Origin of the sequence: Pseudanabaena mucicola FACHB-723 (assembly GCF_014696385.1) — a bacterium.
Taxonomy (GTDB): domain Bacteria; phylum Cyanobacteriota; class Cyanobacteriia; order Pseudanabaenales; family Pseudanabaenaceae; genus Pseudanabaena.
The window spans coordinates 108,384-132,071 of record NZ_JACJQB010000005.1 but is presented as its reverse complement, the minus strand read 5'-3'; the positions used below and the strand labels follow the sequence as shown (position 1 = coordinate 132,071).

Annotated in this window: 21 protein-coding genes; 9 read left to right on the top strand and 12 right to left on the bottom strand. The window is 44.2% G+C overall.

Features of this window, described 5'->3' with window-relative positions; all coding sequences use genetic code 11:
• Nucleotides 1-33: 33 nt before the first annotated feature.
• On the bottom strand, nt 34-1,059 hold the full coding sequence (gene cbiB / locus H6F41_RS04825; RefSeq protein WP_322095876.1) for an adenosylcobinamide-phosphate synthase CbiB: 1,026 nt from the start codon (nt 1,057-1,059) through the stop codon (nt 34-36).
• Between the two features lie 66 nt (nt 1,060-1,125).
• On the opposite strand from cbiB, the gene H6F41_RS04820 reads away from it, so the two are divergent.
• The 5 genes from H6F41_RS04820 to H6F41_RS04800 all read left to right on the top strand — a co-directional run bounded on the left by H6F41_RS04820 (nt 1,126) and on the right by H6F41_RS04800 (nt 8,552).
• Nucleotides 1,126-2,613, top strand: coding sequence for a cobyric acid synthase (locus H6F41_RS04820; protein WP_190402344.1), 1,488 nt, complete (start codon nt 1,126-1,128; stop codon nt 2,611-2,613).
• Between the two features lie 60 nt (nt 2,614-2,673).
• Entirely contained in the window at nt 2,674-5,205 is a 2,532-nt protein-coding gene (locus H6F41_RS04815) for an O-antigen ligase family protein (RefSeq protein WP_190402343.1), read from the top strand.
• A gap of 211 nt (nt 5,206-5,416) precedes the next feature.
• Nucleotides 5,417-6,805 carry a dihydroorotase gene (locus H6F41_RS04810; RefSeq protein WP_408962532.1) on the top strand — a complete coding sequence of 463 codons (1,389 nt, stop codon included), beginning with the start codon at nt 5,417-5,419 and terminating at the stop codon, nt 6,803-6,805.
• Nucleotides 6,806-6,947: 142 nt separating this feature from the next.
• A complete protein-coding gene (locus H6F41_RS04805) occupies nt 6,948-7,655 on the top strand; it encodes a hypothetical protein (protein WP_190402341.1) in 708 nt (235 codons plus the stop codon).
• An 87-nt stretch (nt 7,656-7,742) separates the two neighbouring features.
• Nucleotides 7,743-8,552 (top strand): PhzF family phenazine biosynthesis protein, encoded by an 810-nt coding sequence (locus tag H6F41_RS04800; RefSeq protein WP_190402340.1) that lies wholly within the window; start codon nt 7,743-7,745, stop codon nt 8,550-8,552.
• Nucleotides 8,553-8,565: 13 nt separating this feature from the next.
• Here H6F41_RS04800 and H6F41_RS04795 read toward each other — a convergent pair whose 3' ends face one another.
• Both H6F41_RS04795 and H6F41_RS04790 read right to left on the bottom strand, forming a co-directional pair.
• On the bottom strand, nt 8,566-9,663 hold the full coding sequence (locus tag H6F41_RS04795; protein WP_190402339.1) for a hybrid sensor histidine kinase/response regulator: 1,098 nt from the start codon (nt 9,661-9,663) through the stop codon (nt 8,566-8,568).
• A 183-nt stretch (nt 9,664-9,846) separates the two neighbouring features.
• On the bottom strand, nt 9,847-11,094 hold the full coding sequence (locus H6F41_RS04790) for a hybrid sensor histidine kinase/response regulator (RefSeq protein ID WP_190402338.1): 1,248 nt from the start codon (nt 11,092-11,094) through the stop codon (nt 9,847-9,849).
• A 176-nt stretch (nt 11,095-11,270) separates the two neighbouring features.
• On the opposite strand from H6F41_RS04790, the gene H6F41_RS04785 reads away from it, so the two are divergent.
• The 3 genes from H6F41_RS04785 to H6F41_RS04775 are packed head-to-tail and all read left to right on the top strand — an operon-like array spanning nt 11,271 to nt 13,560.
• Complete coding sequence (locus H6F41_RS04785; RefSeq protein ID WP_190402337.1) at nt 11,271-12,020, top strand: glycosyltransferase; 750 nt, start codon at nt 11,271-11,273, stop codon at nt 12,018-12,020.
• The gene (gene mltA / locus H6F41_RS04780; RefSeq protein ID WP_190402336.1) at nt 12,001-13,287 is read left to right on the top strand and encodes a murein transglycosylase A; all 1,287 of its coding nucleotides are present in this window, start codon (nt 12,001-12,003) and stop codon (nt 13,285-13,287) included. The genes H6F41_RS04785 and mltA overlap by 20 nt, the downstream gene beginning before the upstream one ends.
• 12 nt (nt 13,288-13,299) lie before the next feature.
• Nucleotides 13,300-13,560: a hypothetical protein gene (locus H6F41_RS04775; protein ID WP_190402335.1), complete on the top strand. Its 261-nt coding sequence runs from the start codon at nt 13,300-13,302 to the stop codon at nt 13,558-13,560.
• A 14-nt stretch (nt 13,561-13,574) separates the two neighbouring features.
• On the opposite strand, the gene vapC is transcribed toward H6F41_RS04775, so the two are convergent.
• From vapC to H6F41_RS04745, 6 genes are all read right to left on the bottom strand, one after another.
• Nucleotides 13,575-13,985, bottom strand: a complete 411-nt coding sequence (vapC, locus tag H6F41_RS04770) for a type II toxin-antitoxin system VapC family toxin (protein WP_190402334.1) — start codon at nt 13,983-13,985, stop codon at nt 13,575-13,577.
• Nucleotides 13,982-14,182, bottom strand: coding sequence for a type II toxin-antitoxin system VapB family antitoxin (locus H6F41_RS04765; protein WP_190402333.1), 201 nt, complete (start codon nt 14,180-14,182; stop codon nt 13,982-13,984). The genes vapC and H6F41_RS04765 overlap by 4 nt, the downstream gene beginning before the upstream one ends.
• 67 nt (nt 14,183-14,249) lie before the next feature.
• Nucleotides 14,250-17,033, bottom strand: a complete 2,784-nt coding sequence (locus tag H6F41_RS04760; RefSeq protein ID WP_190402332.1) for a sensor histidine kinase — start codon at nt 17,031-17,033, stop codon at nt 14,250-14,252.
• A gap of 229 nt (nt 17,034-17,262) precedes the next feature.
• Entirely contained in the window at nt 17,263-17,574 is a 312-nt protein-coding gene (locus tag H6F41_RS04755; RefSeq protein WP_190402331.1) for a DUF3067 family protein, read from the bottom strand.
• Between the two features lie 5 nt (nt 17,575-17,579).
• Complete coding sequence (gene murQ, locus H6F41_RS04750) at nt 17,580-18,497, bottom strand: N-acetylmuramic acid 6-phosphate etherase (RefSeq protein WP_190402330.1); 918 nt, start codon at nt 18,495-18,497, stop codon at nt 17,580-17,582.
• A complete protein-coding gene (locus H6F41_RS04745) occupies nt 18,494-18,679 on the bottom strand; it encodes a PCP reductase family protein (protein ID WP_190402329.1) in 186 nt (61 codons plus the stop codon). The genes murQ and H6F41_RS04745 overlap by 4 nt, the downstream gene beginning before the upstream one ends.
• Before the next feature lie 255 nt (nt 18,680-18,934).
• On the opposite strand from H6F41_RS04745, the gene H6F41_RS04740 reads away from it, so the two are divergent.
• Nucleotides 18,935-20,146: an MFS transporter gene (locus H6F41_RS04740; RefSeq protein ID WP_190402328.1), complete on the top strand. Its 1,212-nt coding sequence runs from the start codon at nt 18,935-18,937 to the stop codon at nt 20,144-20,146.
• Nucleotides 20,147-20,194: 48 nt separating this feature from the next.
• Here H6F41_RS04740 and H6F41_RS04735 read toward each other — a convergent pair whose 3' ends face one another.
• The 3 genes from H6F41_RS04735 to H6F41_RS04725 all read right to left on the bottom strand — a co-directional run bounded on the left by H6F41_RS04735 (nt 20,195) and on the right by H6F41_RS04725 (nt 23,673).
• The gene (locus H6F41_RS04735; protein WP_190402327.1) at nt 20,195-21,370 is read right to left on the bottom strand and encodes a phycobilisome linker polypeptide; all 1,176 of its coding nucleotides are present in this window, start codon (nt 21,368-21,370) and stop codon (nt 20,195-20,197) included.
• 180 nt (nt 21,371-21,550) lie between these two features.
• A complete protein-coding gene (gene cbiE, locus H6F41_RS04730) occupies nt 21,551-22,771 on the bottom strand; it encodes a precorrin-6y C5,15-methyltransferase (decarboxylating) subunit CbiE (protein ID WP_190402326.1) in 1,221 nt (406 codons plus the stop codon).
• 8 nt (nt 22,772-22,779) lie between these two features.
• A complete protein-coding gene (locus H6F41_RS04725; RefSeq protein WP_190402325.1) occupies nt 22,780-23,673 on the bottom strand; it encodes a CoB--CoM heterodisulfide reductase iron-sulfur subunit B family protein in 894 nt (297 codons plus the stop codon).
• Nucleotides 23,674-23,688 lie beyond the last annotated feature (15 nt).

Below are 23,688 nucleotides of genomic sequence, written 5' to 3'. Positions count from 1 at the left end.
TACAGCCATAAACGCCTTAATGGATTTGGGTATTTAGGATGGGCTGTACTTAGCGGTAATAAAGATGATGATCGCAGTTAGACTCAACCACAGCAAAAAACAAGTGCGGGTTAGGGATAGAGCCTGTGAAATCTTGGTGGGGGTAATTTCTACGATCGCAATTCCTAATAGCGGCTTTTGTTTGATCACACCCCGATAGCGATTTTCGCCGCCGAGTTGCACTTGTAAAATTGCCGCATATACACATTCACTCCAGCCTGAATTGGGGCTAGGGTCTTGGATGGCATCCCTTTGGCATAGCTTCCAAACGTAGATTGGTTTGCCTGAAATGATTGCCAAGGTCAGCACGGTGAGGCGGCAGGGCAACCAAGTCAACACATCATCGGTTTTGGCGCTAAACCAACCAAGGTCACGATAGGGAAGTTCTTTGTAGCCGACCATAGAATCAAGGGTGCTAGAAGCTTTGTAGGCGATCGCAAGGGCAATACCACCATAGTCAAATAGAAATGAGCCGATGATTGCGTAAAACAAAGGTGCAGTGACGGCATCGATCGCATTTTCGGTGACGGTTTCTAAAACGGCGCGTAAAATCTCGACTTCACTCAGATCATCGGTATCCCGCCCCACATAGCGACTCAGTTCTTGTCTGGCTTGTGCGATATTTGCCGTTTGCAAAACTCGCAATACTGATTCGGCGGCATTGCGAAGACTGCGCCCTGCGAAACAAGCGGCTAATAAAATTGTGGCGACTGCGATCGCAAAAATAGAATTGATCTGGGCGGCAAAAAATACGATTAGCCAGCCGACGATGGCGCTAGTGATAATAATTGCGATCGCAAGCATTGACCCCAATATTTTCATGATTAACGGCGAAAATTTAGGACTGCGTTGCTTAGTTTCAGGATCTTGGTGCAGCACCAGATTGGTGAACTGGCTAATAAACCAACCGATCACCTGTACAGGATGTAACCAACTGACAGGATCACCGATCAGGTAATCGAGACTCGCGGCAAAAAGGAGAATTAAGAAATTTAGCAAATGGGGAGATAGCTCTGGCACTGAGATTCGCTAACAATATGAGTTAATAGAGGCGTTGCATCTATTAACTCACACTACACTTCCGCCATGAAAGCCATCTCTGTTTTAGGAACTTCATCTAATGCTGGTAAAAGCTGGATGGTCACGGCACTAGGAGCATGGCTGCGGCGCAATGGTATCAAGGTCGCTCCCTTTAAAGCCCAAAATATGTCCAATAATTCCTATGTCACCTTGGAAGGTGGTGAAATTGGGCGGGCGCAAGCAGTACAAGCGATTGCCTGTGGGATGCGTCCAGTTGTAGAAATGAATCCAATTCTTTTAAAGCCATCAGGAAATGGAACTTCCCAATTGGTTCTCTTAGGAGAAGCACGTCAACATATCGCTGCCGTTGATTATTACCGCCATATCGAAACGCTCTGGGAGTCGGTGCGGGATACCCTCGAAGGATGGCGCGATCGCTGCGATGTTTTGCTATTAGAAGGTGCAGGCAGCCCTGTAGAACTAAATCTGATGCAGCGCGATCTCGTCAATTTACGTCCAATTATCCATTTGCAAGGACGTTGGATTCTGGTGGGTGATATTGAGAAGGGAGGCGTATTCGCACAGATTATTGGTACGCATAACTTGCTTACAGAGTCGGTTAGAGAGATGGGATTAGGATTTATCGTTAATAAATTTCGGGGGGATTTGCGGTTATTTAGCGATGCGGAACAACATTTTCGAGCGCATATGCCGACACTTCCCTATCTTGGGGTGCTGCCCTATGCGGCTGATTTACAGCCCGAAAGCGAAGATAGTTTGTGTAGTGAAGCCGAAACTAAGGGACAAGGGGCAAAGATCGCTTGGATCAGATTTCCCTATCTATCCAATTCGCAAGATAGTCAGCCTTGGCAATTGGATCGGGGCATTGAAACAGTATGGGCGCGGACGGTGGCGGATTTGGAGAATGCCAAAATTATTGTTTTAGGTGGCAGTAAAAATACACTGGTGGATCTGCAATGGCTTAAGGATTCGGGATTGGCAACGGCAATTTTAGAAGCCCATCATCGTGGAGTGATCATTGTCGGTATCTGCGGCGGCTACCAAATGCTGGGGCAATATCTTGGCGATCGCAATGGTGTGGCGGGCAGTGCTGGAGAAGTGCAGGGGTTAGGACTATTACCGATTAGCACTGAATTTATGGCAACGAAGCTGGTGCGACAGGTACAGGCGATTTGGCAAACCGAACAGCAACGAGAGCAATGGATGACCTATGAAATCCATATGGGAGTTACTAAATTAGGTGATGATCAAGATGCTCAATTTTTACCAGTCAAGCCCTTGCTCAAAGTGCAAGATGGTCAAACGCTTCGGGATGAAGGGCTAAATTGCGATCGAGTTTGGGGTACTTATTTGCATGGCATATTTGAGTCGGCGGCTTTGCGGCAGTCCTTAACCCGATTGGCAAATATTCATGACTATCAGTCAGCATCGATATCTTGGCAAGAGCATCAGCAAAATCTTTATAACAACATGGCAGATTTATTAGAAGCGCATCTCGATCTCGATCCGATTCGCCGTTACCTCAACCTGTAATCCCAATCCATTTTTGACTATCCTTGCGATACTCTAAGATCACCAATCCCAGACAAATTTATGAGTACAGGTCGATTAATCGTCCAGTTAGGCATTGCCGCCTATATTTTATTTACCCTACTCCCCGACAGCAGTACGCAAATGGTGGCTTTCCCCTTTGTGTTGATCTGGCAAGTCGGGTTGCTATGTTTTGCGATCGCAGGATTGCTAAATCTATGGCGACGCGAGAAGCCATTTTATTTACTGGGTAGTGGCTTTGACTGGGCGATTGGTTTGGGCGTAGTGACGCTATGCCTATCAACGATCTTTTCCCAATTCCCTAATCAGGGGATGTGGTATAGCCTGACGGCTTTTGGCTATTTGACAGCGCTCTATGTGACCAATAATTTGCTGCATGTTGCCACACCCGCAAGCAATGAGCAACATTCTGAGTCAGGCTTTTTGCCGATGTTGCGATTTCAGGGCTATTTGGGCTTTGCGGTAATTATCGAAAGTTTATTTTTATGGACAACCCAAACATGGTTGCCACAGTTAGCGAATTTGTCCAAGCTCAATCAATGGGGATTGAATCTGAGCTATGACTTTTCGGTTTTAGAATCGCGAAATTGGGCTCCGATGGGGCATCAAAATTATGTGGCGGGATTTTTGATGTTGGTACTGCCGATTTTTGTTAGTTTAGCGATTGCACATCAGGGGATATGGCGATCTGTATGGCTGGCAGCTATCGGTTTAGGACTAATGGACTTATATACCACCAGTTCACGGGGTGGCTTTTTAGGATTAGCGGCAATTGTTATTTATGGAATTATCGTCATTTTTTGTCGCGCTAGGGGGAGCCGCTGGTTTGTGACCTTGGGCGGTACTGCTGCACTTGCTTTATTAGGATTTCTAATTGCTGCAAATAATCGTTTGCGATCGCTAATTGCAGGATTAATTACCAGTGTCAGCAATCCTGCCCAAGGTTCAGGAGAACTTTTATTCCGTGCCATCGCTGCCGATGTCGGCTGGCGGATGGGGCTAGATCATTGGCTATTTGGTGCGGGGGCAGGTTCAGCAGTCATGCTCTATCAGCAATACCGTCCCCAATGGGCAGGGCGAGAAGCCGAGCTATTGTTTCAGTTACACAGCACGCCCGTACATCTTTGGGCTGAGTTAGGCATCGGTGCAGTGATTACCTTTGTGGTGCTATTGGTGGCGATGATCGCACTGTTTGTAAAACTGCACAAATCCCCCACTTGGCAAGCCAGCCCGCAGGATCAAGTCTTTACCTATGGACTGTTTGGCAGCGCGATCGGTTATGGCATCTTGGCAATTACCGACTACCAGCTTGATGTCCCTGCGATTAGTGGCGGATTAATTATTGTGTTTGCTAGTCTTGCCTATTTGGGACAGATCCACACAGGGCAGTTAATTACCCTTGGCTATCAAAAGCAACCAAGGCTGTGGTTAGCAATTATTGCCACCCTATATTTAATCGCGGCGATCGCTTGGCTTGTGCCTGTGAATATCGCATGGCAAGCATCAAGTGTCGGCTTTATTTATTTATCACGGGCAAAATCAGAATTAGCAACTAGGAAGCAAGAAGTGCTACCTGAAGCGATCGCCACCATTGAGAAGTTCCAAGATCGCCTTAAATTTGCCCATCAATTAGCACCTTGGGAACCCTACTATGCCTATCAGTTGGGATGGAACTTAGGCGAGCTGGGTACTGAATATGCGACCTTACCACAGGCGAAAGCATGGCAACAGGATGGCTTGACATGGATCAAAACTGCGATCGCAATTAATCCCTATAACGAAGCGGGATACAACGCTGCCGCATGGCTCAGTCTTCAGCAAAATACACCTAGTTCTAATCAGGAGGCAGCCAATTACTTTTTGCGAGGTTTACAACTAGTTTCTAGTAAGCGTTCACTTTCCTTTGGCTTGGGTGTAAGTCTTTTACGGCAGGGCAAAGTCACTGAAGCTGTTGCTGCCATGACTACAGAAGTAATTAATGATCCAATCTTCATGACTAGCCCCATCTGGAATAATCCCCCCTTCCAGACTGTTTATCCTCAAGTATTTGCCAATCTCGAAACTGCATATCGTCAAAATCCTGCTAAAGCGGTGAATCTCTCTGCCATTCGCTGGTGGGTTGGTTTCCCTGATGCAGTGGCGCAACTCAAGCAGACAGGTCATCCCACTGCGGTATTACTTGCTAATGCGATCGCCAATGATACGGCGGCTTTGCAAACAGTCAAGCAAAATCCTCAATCACCTCTAGAAATGGTAGTTGCTGCTTGGCTAAGTCCCAATCTGCGGGACAAGTTACTAGAACGTGCTTATGTTTTTGCCACAGGCAGTTTGCCAGATCAACGCTCAGCGGTAATAGTCAATGCCATGCGCGATCGCATGAATCAAGTCACCAGTTTTGATGCGTGGCTGCGATCGCCTTTACCACCAGATAGTCCCCTTGTATTAACCTATCGCCGTTCGCGCACTGGTTTTAATGTCGTCAGTCGGCATATGGATGGCGAAACTCCCGTTGACTTTTTTAATGTGCAAGACCGTGTTGAAATTTCGCTCTTCCTCAAGGATTTATTTTCTTGAGAAAGGGCAAAAAAGTTTTGCCGTTGAACAAGGGGCATAAGTCCCTTGCCTGTGTCTCACCAGCATGAGAATTGCTCTATCAAGTGATATTGATCGTAATTAATTTCTCATACGATCAATATCACTTGACTTTAGGATATTGATGGCAGGATGGATAGCGCGGAGTGTCAACCATCCCTCCATCAATGAATTAGCAAATAGGAATTTTATTTTGAGCATATTAATTCGACAAAGCCAAATTATTTTGCCTGATGGCGAGACTTTGCTAGGAGATGTTTATGTTAAGGATGGCAAAATTGCGGCGATCGCCGATGCGATCGATCCCACAGATATTAGTAATGATGATCAGCCCCTAGAGATTATTGAGGCTCAGGGTTTGACCTTGATGGCAGGAGTAATCGATCCACAGGTGCATTTTCGCGAACCGGGGTTAGAGCATAAGGAAGATTTGCGATCGGCAAGTCATGCTTGCGCTAAGGGTGGTGTGACTAGCTTTTTAGAGATGCCGAATACGCGACCACTCACGATTACACAGGCGGCGCTAGATGACAAGCTCAGCCGAGCAGCTAGCAAATGTGTGGTTAATTACGGCTTTTTTATTGGTGCAACGGGCGAAGTATTGCCAGATTTACTGAATGCGAATCCCACCTGTGGCATCAAAATTTTTATGGGATCGATGCATGGTGATTTGTTGATTGATCAAGAGGAGTTACTCGATCGCATTTTTTCGCAGGGTGATCGCTTAATTGCTGTTCATGCCGAAGACCAAGCTCGAATTGCCCAACGCCGCAAGGAATTTGCTGGCAGCAAAGAGCCTGCATTGCATTCAATTATTCAAGACAATCAAGCGGCACTCAATGCGACACAGCTAGCGGTGAAGCTTTCTAAAAAATATCAAAGACGTTTGCATATTTTGCATATGTCTACGGGTGAAGAGGCGGAATTTTTGCGCCAAGAGAAGCCTGAGTGGGTAACTGCCGAAGTCACACCGCAGCATTTATTGATGAATATTGGTGCTTACGAAAAAATTGGTTCATTGGCGCAGATGAATCCGCCATTGCGATCGCAACGGGATCAAGAAATTCTGTGGCAAGCTTTGCTAGATGGTGTGATTGATTTTATTGCCACTGATCATGCACCCCATACCCTTGCAGAGAAAGGATTTGCTGCGAATGAAGATAGCCAAGCTAGCCAGTTGGATAAATCATCTAAAGATACTGTTTTGCTAGAGCCAGCAAATGTGCCATCGGGAATGCCAGGGGTGGAAACCTCGTTACCTTTGATGCTGACGGAAGCCATGAAGGGACGCTGCACGGTGCATCAGGTCAGCCAATGGATGAGTCGCAATGTTGCAAAAGGTTACAAAATTGCGAATAAAGGTGAGATTCGAGTTGGTTGGGATGCAGACTTGGTATTGGTCGATCTGCATAACTACAAGCCTGTACGCAATGAGGAATTATTAACCAAATGTGGTTGGAGTTCCTTTGCTGGTTGGGAATTGACGGGTTGGCCAGTAACGACGATCGTTGGTGGTCAAGTAGCATTTGCCAACGGTAAAGTTAATCCTGATGTGCGTGGTCAAGCATTGCAGTTTGGTTAGATTCACGACACAATGGATACTCTATTTTCAGAACCTTACTTTGTACTTTAGCGTAGGGCTTGTGCCGCTCGTATAGCTAGCGGCACAAGCCCTAGGTTCTGAAATGTTCTTGATCTGATTAGCACTCCACACACGCAATATTATGTTTCCTCCGCACAAGATATTGGTAAGGTTGGCGATTTTATTTGTGTCTGCGATCGCAACGGGTTTATTTACGGCCTGTGGTAATCCTAATGCTGGAAATAGCCCTAACAATCAGAGTTTGTCTACTCCCGCCATTGATACGACTAAAACCACTCCCGCAATTACGCCAAAGGTAACGGCAAGCCCACCTAAACCTGCGATCGCACTCAATAAATTGCCTGAACTGAGCATTAAGGAACTCGTACCCTATCGCCATAAATCAGGGATTATAGAGCTGCCTGTACCGCAGGGATGGGAACTGAACGACAAAAGTCAAACGGGGGAACTATTGCTAACGTGGAATGAAAAAAATGGTCGTGCCACTATTTCTGCCAATATTTTTGTGCCGCCGAGTGAAATTCCTGAAGAGCGATTGGGTGATACATTTATTTCGATCATTAAGGGGATGTATGGGGAACAGGATAACTTTGTCATGCAAACGCCTATTGTGGAGTCAACAGGTAATATTGTGATTGCATGGACATCGACCCTGACTTTTGGTGATGACAAAATTAAGTTTCAGGCTAATAGCAAATTACAAAGGATTAATAATAAGTTTGCTATTTTCACGTTTGGGGCGATAGAGCCAAAGTTTGAGACATTAAAGGATTTCTTTTTTAGAATTGCCAACGAACAGGTAGTCAATGGAGAGCTAGCAATTCCGTAATCGGTTTTCTGCGGAATTAACATTTTGAAAAGCGCCGCGAAGCGGCGCTTTTCAAAAGTTCTGATAAATATGACTGAGAGAGACATAATGCAATTAGATATCGCTATTATTGACGCATTTACCAATCAAACATTTCGCGGTAATCCTGCTGCCACGTTACTGGTTGAGCAGTTTCCTACAGATACGCAAATGCAGCAAATTGCGGCGGAAATGAATCTATCGGAAACTGCTTTTGTAAAATCTCTAGGGACAAATCATTTTCATTTGCGTTGGTTTACACCAATGCAAGAAGTGCCACTATGTGGTCATGCTACCCTCGCGATCGCCCATTATTTGCGAGAACTAGATGCAATCAATCCTAATGAAACGCTAATTTTCTCGACCCTAAGCGGTGATTTAAAGATTAACTTTGAAGGTGATTTGATTGTGATGGATTTTCCTGCGACATTTTATCAACCTTGCTCTTTGCGATCGCAAAAAGTGTTAGCGTCACTATTTGATCAACAGACCTATGAAATTCTTGGTCAGGCGGAAGATTACATCGCAGTATTACTAGACTCGGAGGCGGCTGTCCAAAACTTTCAACCTCCCTATGAGCAGATTGCTCAATTAGATGGCTTTGGCTTTATTATCACAGCGATCGCTGATCAGCATCAGTCCTACGATTTTGTATCGAGATTTTTTGCCCCCAAAGCAGGAATTCCTGAAGATCCTGTCACGGGTTCAGCCCATTGCAGCCTTACCCCCTATTGGTCAAAGCGTCTAGCTAAAACCGATCTCATTGCTAAACAATTATCCGCACGCACTGGCGATTTACAAGTTTGCGATCGCAATACGCGGGTACTCCTGAAAGGCAAAGCAATGACCTTCCTCCGTGGTCAAATAAAAATTGCTTGATTCAATGACTTTCTCAACGGCTACTAAGGGGAAGAAAGGCTTTGACGACAGTTTGCTCATAGGGAACACTCTCAATTTCCAGCCTGCCACCATGTAACTCCAACAGTCTTTTTGCGATCGCTAAGCCCAAGCCTGTACCCTGCTGAATGTAAAGCTTCTTCTCGAATTTGATATATGCCCCAAAATTGGCAAGTTGGTCTGGCTCAATGCCCTGACCATGGTCAGTAATTTTGAAACAATATTCTTGATCATCATAGCTACCGACAACCTCAACAGCACTACCTTCTGCCGAGAACTTAAAGGCATTATCAACTAGTTCTTTGACAATGACAGTGAGATAAGAGTCAGAAATACGAATACTGGTATCGGCAACATCAACTTGGAGATCCGAAAGACGGTTGTAGTTTTCGGCAATCTTTTTCGCACAACTCGTCATTTCGATATCAACAAAAGTTGCCCGACTATGACGAATTTGATCCTTCCATTCGGTATTGCTCTCCGTTGACTCCAACTCTGCATAGAGCAGAAACTTTTTTACCATCTCATGCATATCGCGCCCTGCTTTACGAATCCGCTTGCCGATGTCTGGGACTTCATGGGCTTGCATGGCATGATAATTTTTTACTAAAATATCGGCTAGCCCCATAATTTCGATCGCAGGGAATAACAATTGATGCGGCAGTGATTTAGAGATATTGCCGCGCAGGTTATCTAATTCTTGTTTGTAATAGCTGCTAATAATATCTTGCTTTTTAAACTGAGCATTGATTGCACCTAATAGCTCATCTCTGCTAAATGGCTTAGTTAAGTAGTCATCGGAACCTAATTCCATTCCCTGCCGAAAATCATTTTTGTCAGACTTAGCGCTCAGAAATATAAAGGGAATTGTGGTGGTTGCAGGATTAGTCCGTAGCGCTGAAATTACTCCATAGCCATCAAGTTCAGGCATCATAATATCGCAAATAATCAAGCTAGGAATATGCTGCTGTGCCATTTCGAGACCAGTGCGACCATCTCCAGCACTAATTACGATATACCCCTCCGCCTGTAGCATCTTAGTGGTATTTAGCAAGACATTAGGATTATCTTCAATGAGGAGGATTTTTTTCATGCTAGCCTTTCATTACCTTTGATCAACATTATACAGATCAGTCCTAACCTAAATAATATCAATTCATGACAGAATGGCAAAACTTTTGTGAATTAAAATTACAACTCAGTCAGAACTTTCAAGGTTAAAAATATTTGTGCAATTTTTAACTTTGGTATCAGCAAATGTTTTTGAAGCTGTTAATTACTGATATAGAGTTTCACATTCAGTTGGTAAAACTACTGTAAACTCAGTCCCAACATTTATCTGACTGCTGACATTAATAGAGCCATTATGAATATCAATGCAATTTTTGACAATTGATAGCCCTAATCCTGTACCGGGCAAGATACCCACATTTTTACCTCGATGGAAAGCACTAAATAAATGTGATATATCTTCTTCAGGAATGCCAATTCCATGATCACTAATTACAAAGGTTACATAACCTTGATCGAGCATAACTTTGATGTCAATTGTTTTATCATTCGTAGAATATTTGATTGCATTAGTGAGAAGATTATTTAGAATTTGGCGCAGCAGTTTTTCGTCCATTTCTACCATAAATTCTGGCAGATCATTTTGTAAATGTGGATTTTCAATGATTAGATTAGATTCAGTAATCTGTAAAAAGGACATTAGCTCAAAATTCTGAGCTAATGTCCTTTTCATTTGACGTAAAAGTTGTGCTAAGAATTGTAAAATATCAAATCTAGTTAAATTGATCTTAGCTCTATTGGTATTGCTACGACTGAGGAATAAAACATCTTCCATTAAGGCTGTCATATGCCTAACTTCCGATTGAATTTGATGTAACTGTTCAACCTGTTCTGCCTTAGTCCATTCATAATATTCCAGCAATTCCGATGCGCTCTGAATCGTCGTTAAGGGTGTGCGAAATTCATGGGAGACAACAGAAATAAAGTCCGTTTTCATTTGACTTAGTTCTCTTTCTTGCTCAAGCGATCGCGATAATGCTTCTGAAGAAAGTTGCAATCGTTCATTTTGCTCTTGCAGCTTTTTTTGAAGAGCGCATAGACGTAAATGAGTTTCAATTCTAGCTAGCACTTCAATTAATTGAAATGGTTTGCTAATATAGTCCACGCCACCGACAGAAAAAGCTTCGACTTTCTCGGAAACCTCTTCAACAGAACTAATAAAAATAATCGGAATATGCTTAGTTCTTGGGTTTGCTTTTAATTTTGTGCAGACTTCATAGCCATTAAGTCCAGGCATCCGAATGTCTAACAAAATGATATCTGGTAATTTTTGTTCAATCTTTTCTAAAGCTTCTAAGCCACTAGATGCCTGTTCAACCTCATATCCCTGCTTCACCAACATTAGTGATAATAGTTGAATGTTATAAATAGTATCGTCAACAATCAAAACAGAAGCATTATTTAAAGGCTTACCATCAATTTCTTCAATACGCTCAAAGCTTTGATCAGTCATGGCTGATTCCCTAAATTTAACTACTACTTATTATTCTAAGGTTAAAAAATGTATAGAATTTATAAAGACTTTTTTAAATCTTAAAAATCCTTGTTCAATTTATTTCTTAATTCACAAAAGTGTTATAACACTTTTGTGAATTAAGAAATAAACTATTAATTGATTTAGGCTATTGTATGAGGCTATCTATCATCTTACCTTGTCTGAATGAAGTTAGACATGGCTATCTAGAGCGAATTATTAGTAATTTAATCAACCAAAATACAGACAAGCACACACTAGAAATTATTGTCGTAGTCAGTGACAGTGAAGATGGTACTGATTTGATTATCGAAAATTATGCAGCTAGATCCCCCGATATCCAAATTTTACGATCGCAGTCCAAAAACCGCGCCCAAAGACTCAATGATGGCATTGCTGCGAGTACAGGTGACGTAATTTTACTACATCATCCCGCCACACTCCTGCCTGAGCAAATTGCGATCGCATTAATAGAACAATCCCTAAGCAATGGTTCCGCGTGGGGTGCTTTTCAGCATAGTTTCGACTGGGAACACTTTTTGCTGCACTTTACATCTTGGTATTCTGACAACATTCGCGTTAAAAACAAAGGCATCGTCTACCTCGATCATTGTCCGTTTATTACTCGTCAACTCCTTGAAAAAATTGGCAATGTCCCCGACCTCGATATTTTTGAAGATACGGTATTAAGCGAGCGGCTGAGCAAGTTTGCTAAACCAGCACTGGTTCAGGGCAAGGTGATTACCTCGGCTAGACGGTTTCGCCAGAGAGGAATATATTGTCATGCTATGCTCAATCAGTTGTTAAAAATCTGCTATCACTTAAACATTGATCCACGTTGGCTCAATCGTTTGTATGAACAAAAGGCTAGTATTAACGTCAAATATGACGCGCAAATCAAATGAGGAGTTTTCAAGGGTGATTGGTTCCCATAGCTTTAGCAAAAAAACATCATCTCAACAATTGCCTAAATATGGGCAGCGAAACTCTTGGCAATCATTGGTACATCGCAGTAGTGACATCCTATTTGCGACTTGGGTGGGGCTGATCTGTACTGTGCCACCTTGCTATCTGCAAACAGATTTTCAATTACCTGCGGCAGCGACGGAACTAAGCCTGAACAGAGCCATCGTGCCAATTTCTCCTAGTACGGTCAATCCGCTCACCCTTGAGATTACCGATGATTTATTAGATCGCGATCGTAATAGTCTGCTGCAAGCGATCGACCATAGTTTGCAATATATTCGCACCCCCGCCGCCGACAAACGTTACCCCGTTGCAGGTATTAGTCGTGATCTAATGGAGCGCAGCTTAGTCCGATTTCGACGACTAGTGCAAGTATCGCGCACAGCTAAAGACTTACAGCAAGCAGTCAACCGCGAATTCGATCTATACAAATCCGTCGGACGTGATGGCAATGGCAGCGTTCAGTTTACGGGCTACTACGAGGCCGTATATAAAGCCAGTCGCACCCGCACCGCCGAGTTTAAATATCCTCTCTACCAATTGCCAGCCGATTTTAAGCAATGGCGCAAGCCCCATCCTACCCGTGCCATGCTAGAGGGCAGTCGGCGGATGGCAGGTCTGGAAATCGCATGGTTAAGCGATCGCTTTCAAGCATTTCTGGTGCATGTTCAAGGTTCAGCTAGATTAGAGCTACCCGATGGCAACTTGCTAACCATCGGTTATGCAGGCAAAACTGACCAGCCCTATCGTTCAGTTGGTGCAGAACTAGTGCGTGATGGCAAAATGCGTCTGGAAGACGTAACTTTACAAACCTTGATTGCATATTTTCAGGCTAATCCCCAAGATTTAATCAAATACCTCAATCGCAATCCCAGTTTTGTCTTCTTTCGAGAAACTAACGGTCAACTTGCAACGGGTAGTATTAATGTGCCAGTTAGTCCAGAGCGCTCGATTGCCACCGACAAAAAAATCTTTCCCTCTGGTGGTATTGCTTTGATTCGCACCGAATTGCCAATCAATGATCCCTTGACTGGGCAATTGGTAATGCGTCCAGTTCAACGCTTTGTCTTAGATCAGGATACAGGTGGTGCAATTCGTGGAGCAGGGCGGGTTGATATTTTTATGGGTACAGGCGATCAGGCCAAACAAAGAGCAGGACTGATCAAAGGTGATGGAGAGCTGTACTATCTTGTGCTGAAAAAATGAAGGAATAAATCTATGCCCCAAGTCAATCCCTTTACAATTAGAATGCAAGTCTCGCGCATGTTTGAGCAGGGTCAGTCCCTCTTCGCAGAATTAAAAGTCCAAGACTGGCTCAAAGAGCGCAATCATCGCCCCCAAGACTACCTCATTCACTTTCATCAAAAAATGGCTCCCGTTGGCTCAAACTCATCCACCAGTATTGAGATTGAGTTAGTCCGCAAAGATGGTCAGCCCGTTGATGAATGGCTATTACAGGAAATTCGCCGCCAAAGTTAGAGGCAAAAAGTCTGCTAGTCATCAATCTTAACTAAAACAATGGGAATATGCGATTGAAAGTTCCGAAAGTCATTGTCATTTGTCAAAATGCTATAGCCTAGACGATGAGCTACAGAACAAATCAAGAAATCAGTATTTAAGCCTTGAATACCTTTGCTGCGGCAAGTATTAAAAAATTCTGCCGCAACTTCGTAATCCTCTGATACTAATTCCAGATCAGGGAAAGCTTTGAGGTAGTCCCGTAATCTTGCAAACTGTTCAAAGACGCGAATTCCTGAGAGAATTTCTTGACGAATTGCTCCTATTAAAGCGACTTGATCATTGGTGATCATATCTCGCAATACTTCTACATGGGGAGAGAAAGCCTTTAGCGAATTGCGGCGTAAAGCTATTGACCAAACAGAGGTATCCACGATAACACTCATGATTGCTCTCTTTGCCTTTTGTAGTCATAGGTTTCGTCATAATCGATCACCCCAAACAAATCTAATAGTTTAAGGCGTTTGCGGCGTTGAACATATTCATAGAGTGCTATTTCAATCATTGACTCAATCGTTACATTCTTGTCAAGCGCTAAGGCTTCTTGTAACAAGGTTTCGTTGATGTTGAGTGATGTAACCATATTTATCCTCGGTCAATGATCAACTAGAGTCTAAATATTACACAATTACCAAGACAAGAGTATGTGTCTAAGCGCTAGAAATTGGCAAAATTAGACGACTCAAGATGCGGTTATCTTCTAGTTGATAGAGCGCTAGTTCACCGCCTGCTTCTAACATAAGAGTCTGGCAAATTGCTAGATGTAAACCCGGCGGCTGATCTAGTAATGAAGGTGCTAGAGGATCGATTTCGCGACCTTGATGTAACTCTCTCAGTAAATCGGCATTTACAGCCCCATAGTCAGTAATTGACAGCTCTAAAAACTTTTCATCTACTTGCCGACACCAGATATCAATACGTCCCCCCACCTCAGAACGACCACAGGCAAACAGCAACAACTCATTGATGATCATATCAATCTTAGCAATGTCGCCACCAATGACCACATTCGCCTGATTATGCACCTGTGACCAAATTTGTCTCTGTCTAATCAGCGAGTCAACACGCTCTAAAGCTCGTTTCAACATTCCTGCTAGGGGAGTTGTCTCATAGTTGGGGCGCAAACGCCACTGTTCTTTACGAATAATCTGTGGCAAAGGTAGCAGAGAGCCTTGTAATTGCTTGAGAGAACTTTGGAGCGTCAAGTTATTAATGCCCCTCCCTGCACCATTATCACGGGCATCGGCATCGAGTAATCGCTGTACACCAGAACTAACGGTACGGTAGATATCTTCGAGACGACGGTGTTTATACCAGTTAAGGCGCTCTAGCTCCTGACGATTGTGCTTGAGATTATCGACCAAAAGCAAATGACGACGTGACCAAGCCAGTTGATTAGTCAGCATGTTAAAACCTTGGAGCTGGCGATCAATCCAACGGCGACCTGCCACATCGGCAACTAAAATCATGCCTGTGGGTTGATGATCGGGACTAGTGCGGAGTGCTGTCACCATTAGATGTCCGATCGCAGGTGTATTTAACCAAGCCTTAGTTTGTTCTGGCAAGTCATAAATACTCAAGGGAAGAACACCTTCGCTTTGAGTCGTCCATTGCACTAGTGGATCGTCTTCGATTGACATCAAAGTTTCACTAATATTAAGCTGGTATTCAGGACGACTCGCAAATACTGAGGCAATCTGTCCGCCTTGACGGCCAGGGAGCCAGACCACCAAAACCGCCAAAGGCGATTGCGTAATCTGTGCGATAAGTTGAGTGGCAGTATGATGCAATTTCTCTAAACTGTTGGCTTGCTGTAAAGCCACTAGTCCAAATTGCACAGCTTGATGTGATTTTTGGCGTTCATCGGACAAGCGCTGTAATTCATTTTGATGCACGATTAAGCCAACCTGTTGGGCAACAGCCTGTACCATTTCTTTCTCAGGTCGTGACCATGTTCGGGGTGCTTCGTGGGCAACACTGAGCAGCCCTTCTAAGTTTTTGCCAGCCGAGGTACTGCTGACAATCATCGATCGCACATCTAGCTCGATTAGGGGGGCGCGCCATGCCAAAAATTTGAAATCACTTTCAAGATTTTCGACAGTTGCGGCTTCGCTAGACTGTTCGAGCATCTGCACATCAACAGGTGCTATTCCTGATAACAGGTCGGGGAGTGGGCGGCGATTTTTAGCATGATATTGGAAGTCTACACGAAAGACATCAAGATCTTTGTCATAGCTAGAGACCCAAAATCTTTCTAGACGTAAACGCTGGCATAATTGCTCAGCCGCTTGGTCGAGAGCGCTTTGCCAGTCATTATTGGAATAAATAGCCCTTGCAATACCTGCGGTGAGAACTTGATCGGAAGCAATCCGCTCAAGGGTCACTTCCATTTGTTCTAAAGGAGCCGTAATGGCAGCTATTTGCGCTGCTCCTTTCATAAAACTTAGCTCATCTTCATTCCAAAGCCTTGGATCATCACCTTCTACTGACAAAAAACCTAATAATTCAGATTGGAAAACGATCGGTGCAATAATGATCGACACTGCCCCAAATTGTTCCATGACACGGTGGCTGACTTCCCCTTTTGCCATGGATTTGGCATCCACTACCATTACTAGCTGATCTTTCGATAGAGCCTGATATAGCTCTGGGGCATTTTGGACAGTTACGCCAGCCGTATTATCAACAGTTTGTTTCGATTTTGGCCCTGCTTGACGATTGGCGATCCTCCGCCAAAAATATTGATGTTCTCTCTCGAACCAATAGACATTAGTATGATCGGGCATAATGAACCGATGCGTTTCCTGAACGATTTCTTGCAGGCGTTCATTGAGGGTCGGGACATTATGGATATTGGCAAGAATTTGGAGGAGATGCTCGTCAGGACGCTTATTATTGTGGCGATGCCATTCGTCATTGAGGCGGTTTAGGGTGTAACCAAGAGTGCCAATGACAGAGGAAAGTCTTGCTTTTTCCTCGTTACGTGGAGTGACGTTCCATAGGGTTGAGCCTAACATGACGATACCTAAACTGATATCGCGATGGTAAATTGGCCAAATTAACGTGCCTTGGATGTCAAATTTCTGAGCTAATTTTTGCCATTCGCCACTACGTTTTTCGAGACGAAGATCTTGAATTGGTAAGGGTTTACGTTGTAAAAGCACCTGATCGAGAAGATCGCCTGCATTCAGAACAAATCTTTCCTTTAAAAACTTAATTTCTCCCGCAGGAGTAGTGCCACATTTTCCCGTTAGGCGGTGATTTTCGGCATCGTACAGAGCAATCCAGATGAGCTTGTAGTCGAAGTTGTCCCTTAAATAATCAAGAGTTGCCGATAAGAGATTGTCGATGTTGTCTTCATCACGCAAGAACTGCATGATTCGCCCAAGGTTAACAAATTGGCGATCCCATGGGTTAGCTCCTGCTTGACTCATATTTGTGTCCTGACTTTTCCGACTTAGTTATGAATAGCGGTGTACTTGTGGCTGATGTGCTGCACTCAGTCAATATCTCGGTCAATACTGAGAGTGTGGAGCATGATTATTTTAGATGTATTTTACGTGGATATTCTCTAGAATACAGTGACAAATATCACTTGTTATAGATGCTCTGTAACGATTACGCCTAAATGTCACCAGAATGTTGCTCTTATTGAAATTTGGCTCATTCGACGAGCCATTCTAGGGAGCGTTCACCAATTTGTAAGGGAATGCTGACGGCTTTACCAAGTCTTGGTTTTTCTTTAGTGGTGGCAATAAATTTTTGGACTTGTTCAACTACTCCCCAATCACTTAGATATGATGCGATCGCATCAAGGTGGGTGATAAATTCTTGTTCACCCATGGAAAATGATTGTTGCTCTTGATAGCGCCACATTACCTGCAAGAAGATTTTGCCCTGAGTTTTGCGTAGTTGGACATCGTAGGAATAGTCCCACTTGTTGGCAATGGTTTGACGAAGTTCTGAGCCTGTCATAGTTGTTACGTTTTTTTCTGGTTACATCTTACCGCATCACCTAAGTGTCCGTTGGCTTGGGCGAGTAACTGCTCGGCAGTGGTGGCATCGATATTTTGCCAATGCATTAATAAAGCGAGTTTGACACGCTTGCCCGATCGCCATAATAAATCGCTAGCTTCTTCGCGGCTGATGGCGGTAAGGTCGCGAAGAATCCGTATAGCGCGATCTTCTAGCTTGCTATTGGTGACAGAGACATCGATCATCCGATTGCCATAGACCTTGCCAAGCTGCACCATTACGCCTGTGGAAATCGTATTTAAAACTAGTTTGGTGGCAGTTCCCGCTTTGAGTCTGGTGGAACCTGCTAATATTTCTGCGCCAACTAGGGGACGAATTTCGATGTCGTACTGGATGGGAAATTGCTCTGGTGGTACACAACAAAAGAAGATCGTTGTTGCACCCCGTTGTTTGGCTTCCTTGAGTGCGCCATGGACGTAGGGGGTAGTGCCACCTGCGGTGATGCCAAAGACAACATCGCGATCGCAAATATTTTTCTCTGCAATTACGGATGCACCATCATCTTCGTTGTCTTCTAGAGCTTCAGAGCTGCGCACCATTGCATTCATACCCCCTGCCAAGATGCCCTGTATTAGTTCAGGATCACTGCAAAAGGTGGGCGGACATTCGGCGGCATCGAGAACGCCGAGCCTGCCACTAGTGCCTGCACCAACATAAAACAATCGACCACCTTTGGCGATCGCTTCGGCAACGGTGGTAATTGCTTTTGCGATCGCAATTTTTTCCTTGCTAACGGCGGCAACGGCTTTGGCATCCTCTTGGTTGAATAGTTCGACAATTTCGAGGGGACTAAGCTGATCCAAATTTTGGCTATGAGGATTTGCTTGCTCTGTTAATAAATAACCGCGATCAATATTTTTCACTGCCCGAATTCAACCCTTGCTTGTTCGACAATTTCTGCCGTAATCGTATCACTACCCGATGCCTGTGCTAGTTGTTCGATTCTTTGTCGAGCTTGCGATCGCACAAAGTAGGGAATGTTTTTGTATTTGACTTTGGCTTCTGCTGTCCAAGTTAAGCCGTCAGAATAGTCAGAATTTTGCATAGTTACACCCCACGCATCTATAAAAATCGAGTCATATTTGCGATCGCTAGTATGCCATTAGCTCAGGGAGTATCTGGGCTTAGTTTGTGTAGATTTACAATTATTTGCTTTTTATAGCTATCGCTGCTTGTTTTAAGAGAAAGGCGGCGCTTCGCGCCGCCTTTCTCTTATATGTTTTTAAAGTATGACGTTGATGTGCAGCGTCTTCCCTAGCCTGTAGGATGAGAAGGAACTCTATGCCGCTCGCTTAAGTGCATGAATCGTCAATTTTGGATTATTGCTCTCATTTCTTTTATTAATGCACTCAGTTTTACGATTCTGATTCCTGTTTTATATCTTTACGGCAGACAGTTCCAGTTAGATGATTTCCAGACTAGTTTACTCTTTGCAATCTATGCAATTTCACAGTTTTTGGCGACACCAGTCATTGGTAAACTTTCCGATCGATTTGGACGTAAACCTCTTTTAATTATTAGTTTGGCGGGGACAGTTCTCGCAAATTTGTTAGCAGGAACTGCCACGACTGCCGCAGTGCTGTTTTTAGCGCGATTTTTGGATGGTATCACGGGGGGGAATGCCTCGGTTGCTCAAGCGGCGATCTCGGATGTGACAACTCCCGAAAATCGTGCTAAGGCTTTTGGCATTAATGGAGCGGCCTTTGGTATGGGGTTCATTTTGGGGCCTGCAATTAGTTTGCTTGCCCAAAAAGCGGCTCTCAATACACCCTTAGGCAAATCCTTTGGGGCATCATTTTTGGTGTCAGGGGTCATCGCTGCGATCGCATTACTGTTAACGATTTTCTTTTTGCCTGAAACTTTAAAAACAAAAAGTAAAAAGTCTCAAAATATTTTTGATATTGGCTTAGACAATCTGCTTAAGGGCTTGTTTATGCCCAAAATTGGCATTTTACTGGTAATTACGTTCTTAACAGGAACGACATTTAACATGTTTACCTTTGCCTTTCAGCCCTATTTCTTGACTGTACTTAAACAGGATAGTAACGCTTTGACATTAATGTTTTTGCTGTTTGGGGTACTGGGGGTGATTATGCAAACGGTGGGGATTTCGCAAATGACTAAGCGACTCCAACTGGTGCAAATTTTATTTTTGGGCTTGTTTCTCCGCAGTTTATCGTTTGTGCTAATGCCAATTTGGCAAGATGTCTATTACTTTGTCTGTGTTTGTGTACTGTTTTCTCTGCTTAATTCAGTGGTGCAACCAATGATCAGTGCGCTACTCTCTCTGAATACTAGTCCTGCTGAGCAAGGGACAGTCCTTGGCATTAATGCATCCTATCTGAGCATTGCTAACGCTTTTGGTCCGATTATTTCAGGCTTAGTGGTCAATAAAAATTATCCCCAATCCTATGGATATCCGTTATATCTTGCAGGAATTTGTACATTTCTCGTTTTAGGTTGGGCTTTTGTGAAGCGTAAAAACTATGCTGTTAATCGAGCAAAAATATAAAAACTATGGCGCATGTGCATCGTGCGCCATAGTTTTTAGTTTGACGAACTAAATCTTCGGCTTTTTCGTTGATTTGGATTCTTTGGCAGTGCTTTTGGGCTTGTTGAAGCCACTGCCTGATTTGCTTGTCGATCTGGATTTTTTAGCTTTAGCAGGTACTTCCACCTCGGCAACTTGGGTTGCTTCTACAACAGTTTCGGGATCAGGAATTGCTGCGACAACTGGTGTTGATGCCACAACGGTTTCGGGTTCGGGGATTACATCAATAGCTGTAACTTCCGCAACAAGGATTGCTGGGGCTTCCGCGACCACTGGTTCTTCGATTTGAGTTGTCTCAACAATAGGTTCTGGTTCTGTTTTGACTTGCTCCGTAACCTTTGGAATCGCTGAGACAGTCTCTGTAACTGGTACAGACTCAGTAACGATTTCGGCAACAGGTTCTACAACAGGCTCTGTGATCGCAATTGGTTGTAATTCTTCACTGTGAACAACTGTTTCTTTTTTGCTCGCAGTGCGACTAGTTTTCGCAGTAGCTCTTGGTTTCTTTTCCTTCGCGACTTTTTCGACAGGGGCTTCTGTGGTCTTTTTAGTTCGCTTAGATTTGGTCGCAACGACTTCCTCGATAGGGACAGATTCGGGAGTCGTTGTTTCTACCAAAGTTTTAACAGTTTCAGCTACGGTAGGTGCTTCTGTTACTTCCACATCTGGGGCGACTGCTTCTGCAACTTGAGTTTCTGCAACTGTTACTTCGGGCGTAATTTTAATGGTGCAAGCAGGTTCAGGGCTGACTGATTCGTCAATTTCCTGCTTAGTATCTTCTGGCACATTAGCTAAATTGGTTTCTGAGTTATCCTCTAGAACAGTTGCTTGAACATCAGTCACAGGTTGAATTACCTGCTCAAGGGTATGACTCGTCTCTGCGATCGCAGTTGATGTTGCTGTCGTGAAAATCAGTGCTTCTGGACTATTCGTTTCATCGGTTTGATGTCTTGCCATAGGATGACTAGACAAGAAACTCTCCATAAATACATTAGTGATTTTGCCGCCAGAACGATGAATTGTCTGTAGCCTTTGAGAGAGAGAGCTGTAGGGAATTGTGGCTGTGTAGACTGCCTTGCCTTTGCCTAGCATTTTGCCCGCATGATGTCCTCCCACAAATTCAATGGTGACACGCTGGCTGCCATCAACGCTAGCACTAGCAGAGTAAGTATCTGAATTTTTCATGTCAAAATAGTCCCAGTGATCGTAGTTTTAGGAGATCACACTTCAAAATTTTTTATATATATCTGTATAAGTATTCCGTAAAAATGACGCTAGAAACCAACTTTTTACATATCTAGATTTTCTGCAAATAAATAAAAGCGGTGCATCGCGCCGCCTTTATTTATTTGCAGAAACAAGTTACTAAGGCTTGATGACTTTCCATTGCGTCACAGGCATCATCGGCTTCCATCCCAAAAAAGTGCCGATTGGCTCGGCACGTCTAATCGCAATTTGGGTAAGGGTTCCCCCATATTTTTGTTGCCATTGAAATAGCTTCTGCTCGCCCTCTAGAGTAACGACATTGGCAACTAGCCGCCCCTGCGATCGCAAATTTTGCCAACAGCTCTCAAACAAGCCATGGGCAGTCGCGCCGCCGCCGATAAAAATAGCATCTGGGGTCGGTAAACCTTGCAAAGCCTCAGGAGCTTTACCTTCAATGATTTTGAGGTTGGGTGTACCCAGTGCGATCGCATTTTCGCTGATCAAATGGGTGCGCGACTTCTCAATCGCAATCGCCTGACATCGGGGATGACTTCGCATCCACTCAATGCCAATCGAGCCACAACCTGCACCGACATCCCATAACAATTCCCCAGCATTGGGTGCAAGGGCTGACAAAGTGATGGATCGAACTTCATGTTTAGTTAGTTGACCGTCGTGGTGATAGGCATTGTCGGGAAGTCCGATCATTCGTGATAGTAGTTGAGCATCGGGGACGGGTAAACATTCCACCGCGATCGCATTGAGATCGGCAAATTCAGGAAAATTTTGCCAGTGCTCAGCAATTTGGGTCGTAATTTGCTCCTTTTCACCGCCAAGATGTTCTAAAACTGTAATTTTGCTATTGCCACAATTGCGATCGCAAAGAAGTTTCGCGACCTGTGCAGGAGTATCTTTGCCTGAGCTTAAAATTAAGAGCTTGGCATGGCTGTAAAGATAGGACTGCAAAAGGGCTAGGGGACGACCGCACAAACTCAGGGTTTCCACGTCGGTGAGTGACCAGCCCAGCCGAGCGCAAATATGACTAAAAGTAGAAGGGGCAGGAATAATCGTGACTTCTTGAATGGGAATCCGTTTGACTAGGGTTGCGCCAATCCCAAACCACATCGGATCACCACTAGCGATTACGCATACAGACTTGCCGCGATTGTTAATGATGCTTTGAATCGTCTCCTCAATTGGCGATGTCCAAATTAATTGAGATGCTTTTTGTGATCGCAATTCATGGGGCAACATCGCTAGATGCCGTTCACCACCCACTACAATTTCGGCACGTTCAATTTGCGATCGCGCCGCCGCACTTATCCCCATTGGCCCATCTTCACCAATGCCGATGATGCTCAGCCACTTGTGGTCACTCACGCTGCAATTTATCCAAGTTTTTGCAAAAGCTTACTAGTAGAAACAATATGTCGATCTAAGCCCAAGGTTTTAGGATCAATACCAATCGCTAAGCCAATCAGTTGGGGCAGATGCAAAATTGGGATTCCTAACTTCTGACCAATCACTTTCTCAACTTCGGGTTGACGCGAATCAAGATTGAGGTGGCAAAGGGGACAGGGCGTAACAATGCAATCTGCACCCGCCACAATTGCCGCCGTGAGATGTCGCCCCGCCATCGAAAAGGATTCCTTTGGCGCATAGCTAGAAATCGGCCAGCCGCAGCATTCCACCCGCCCGTCATAATAGACAGGTGTTGCGCCAACCGTGCGGAAAATATTTTCTAAGGATTCGGGTTTGAATGGATCATCAAAGCGTGTCACTGTTTGCGATCGCAATAGGTAGCAACCATAAAAAGAAGCACATTTAAGATTGGCTAAGGAACGACTAACTTTAGTCGCTAATCTTTCCAGCCCATAGTCACGAATCATCACCCACAGCAAATGCAACACCTCAGTGGAACCCTGAAAATTATGGCCTTGAGTATTTAGCAGTGCATTTACTTCATCTTTGCGCGAGCAATCCTCTGCCTTGAGCTTATCGTTCACCCGACCAAGTACCCCCTGACAGGTACTACATTGAGTCATGATCGGTAATTGCAATTCTTCGGCAAGGGCAATATTTCGCGCATTGACCACATCTTCCATCAGTTCATCGGTTTCTTTGAAAGTCCCCGAACCGCAGCAGGTTGCCTTGTATAGCTCCACTAATTCAATACCTAGAGCTTTTGCGATCGCAGTTGTAGAACCATGTAGCTCTTTGCAAGCGCCTTTAGCCACACATCCTGCGTAATAGGCATATTTCAAAGTCGGGGTTTCGATCATGCTCTCCATCTCTAA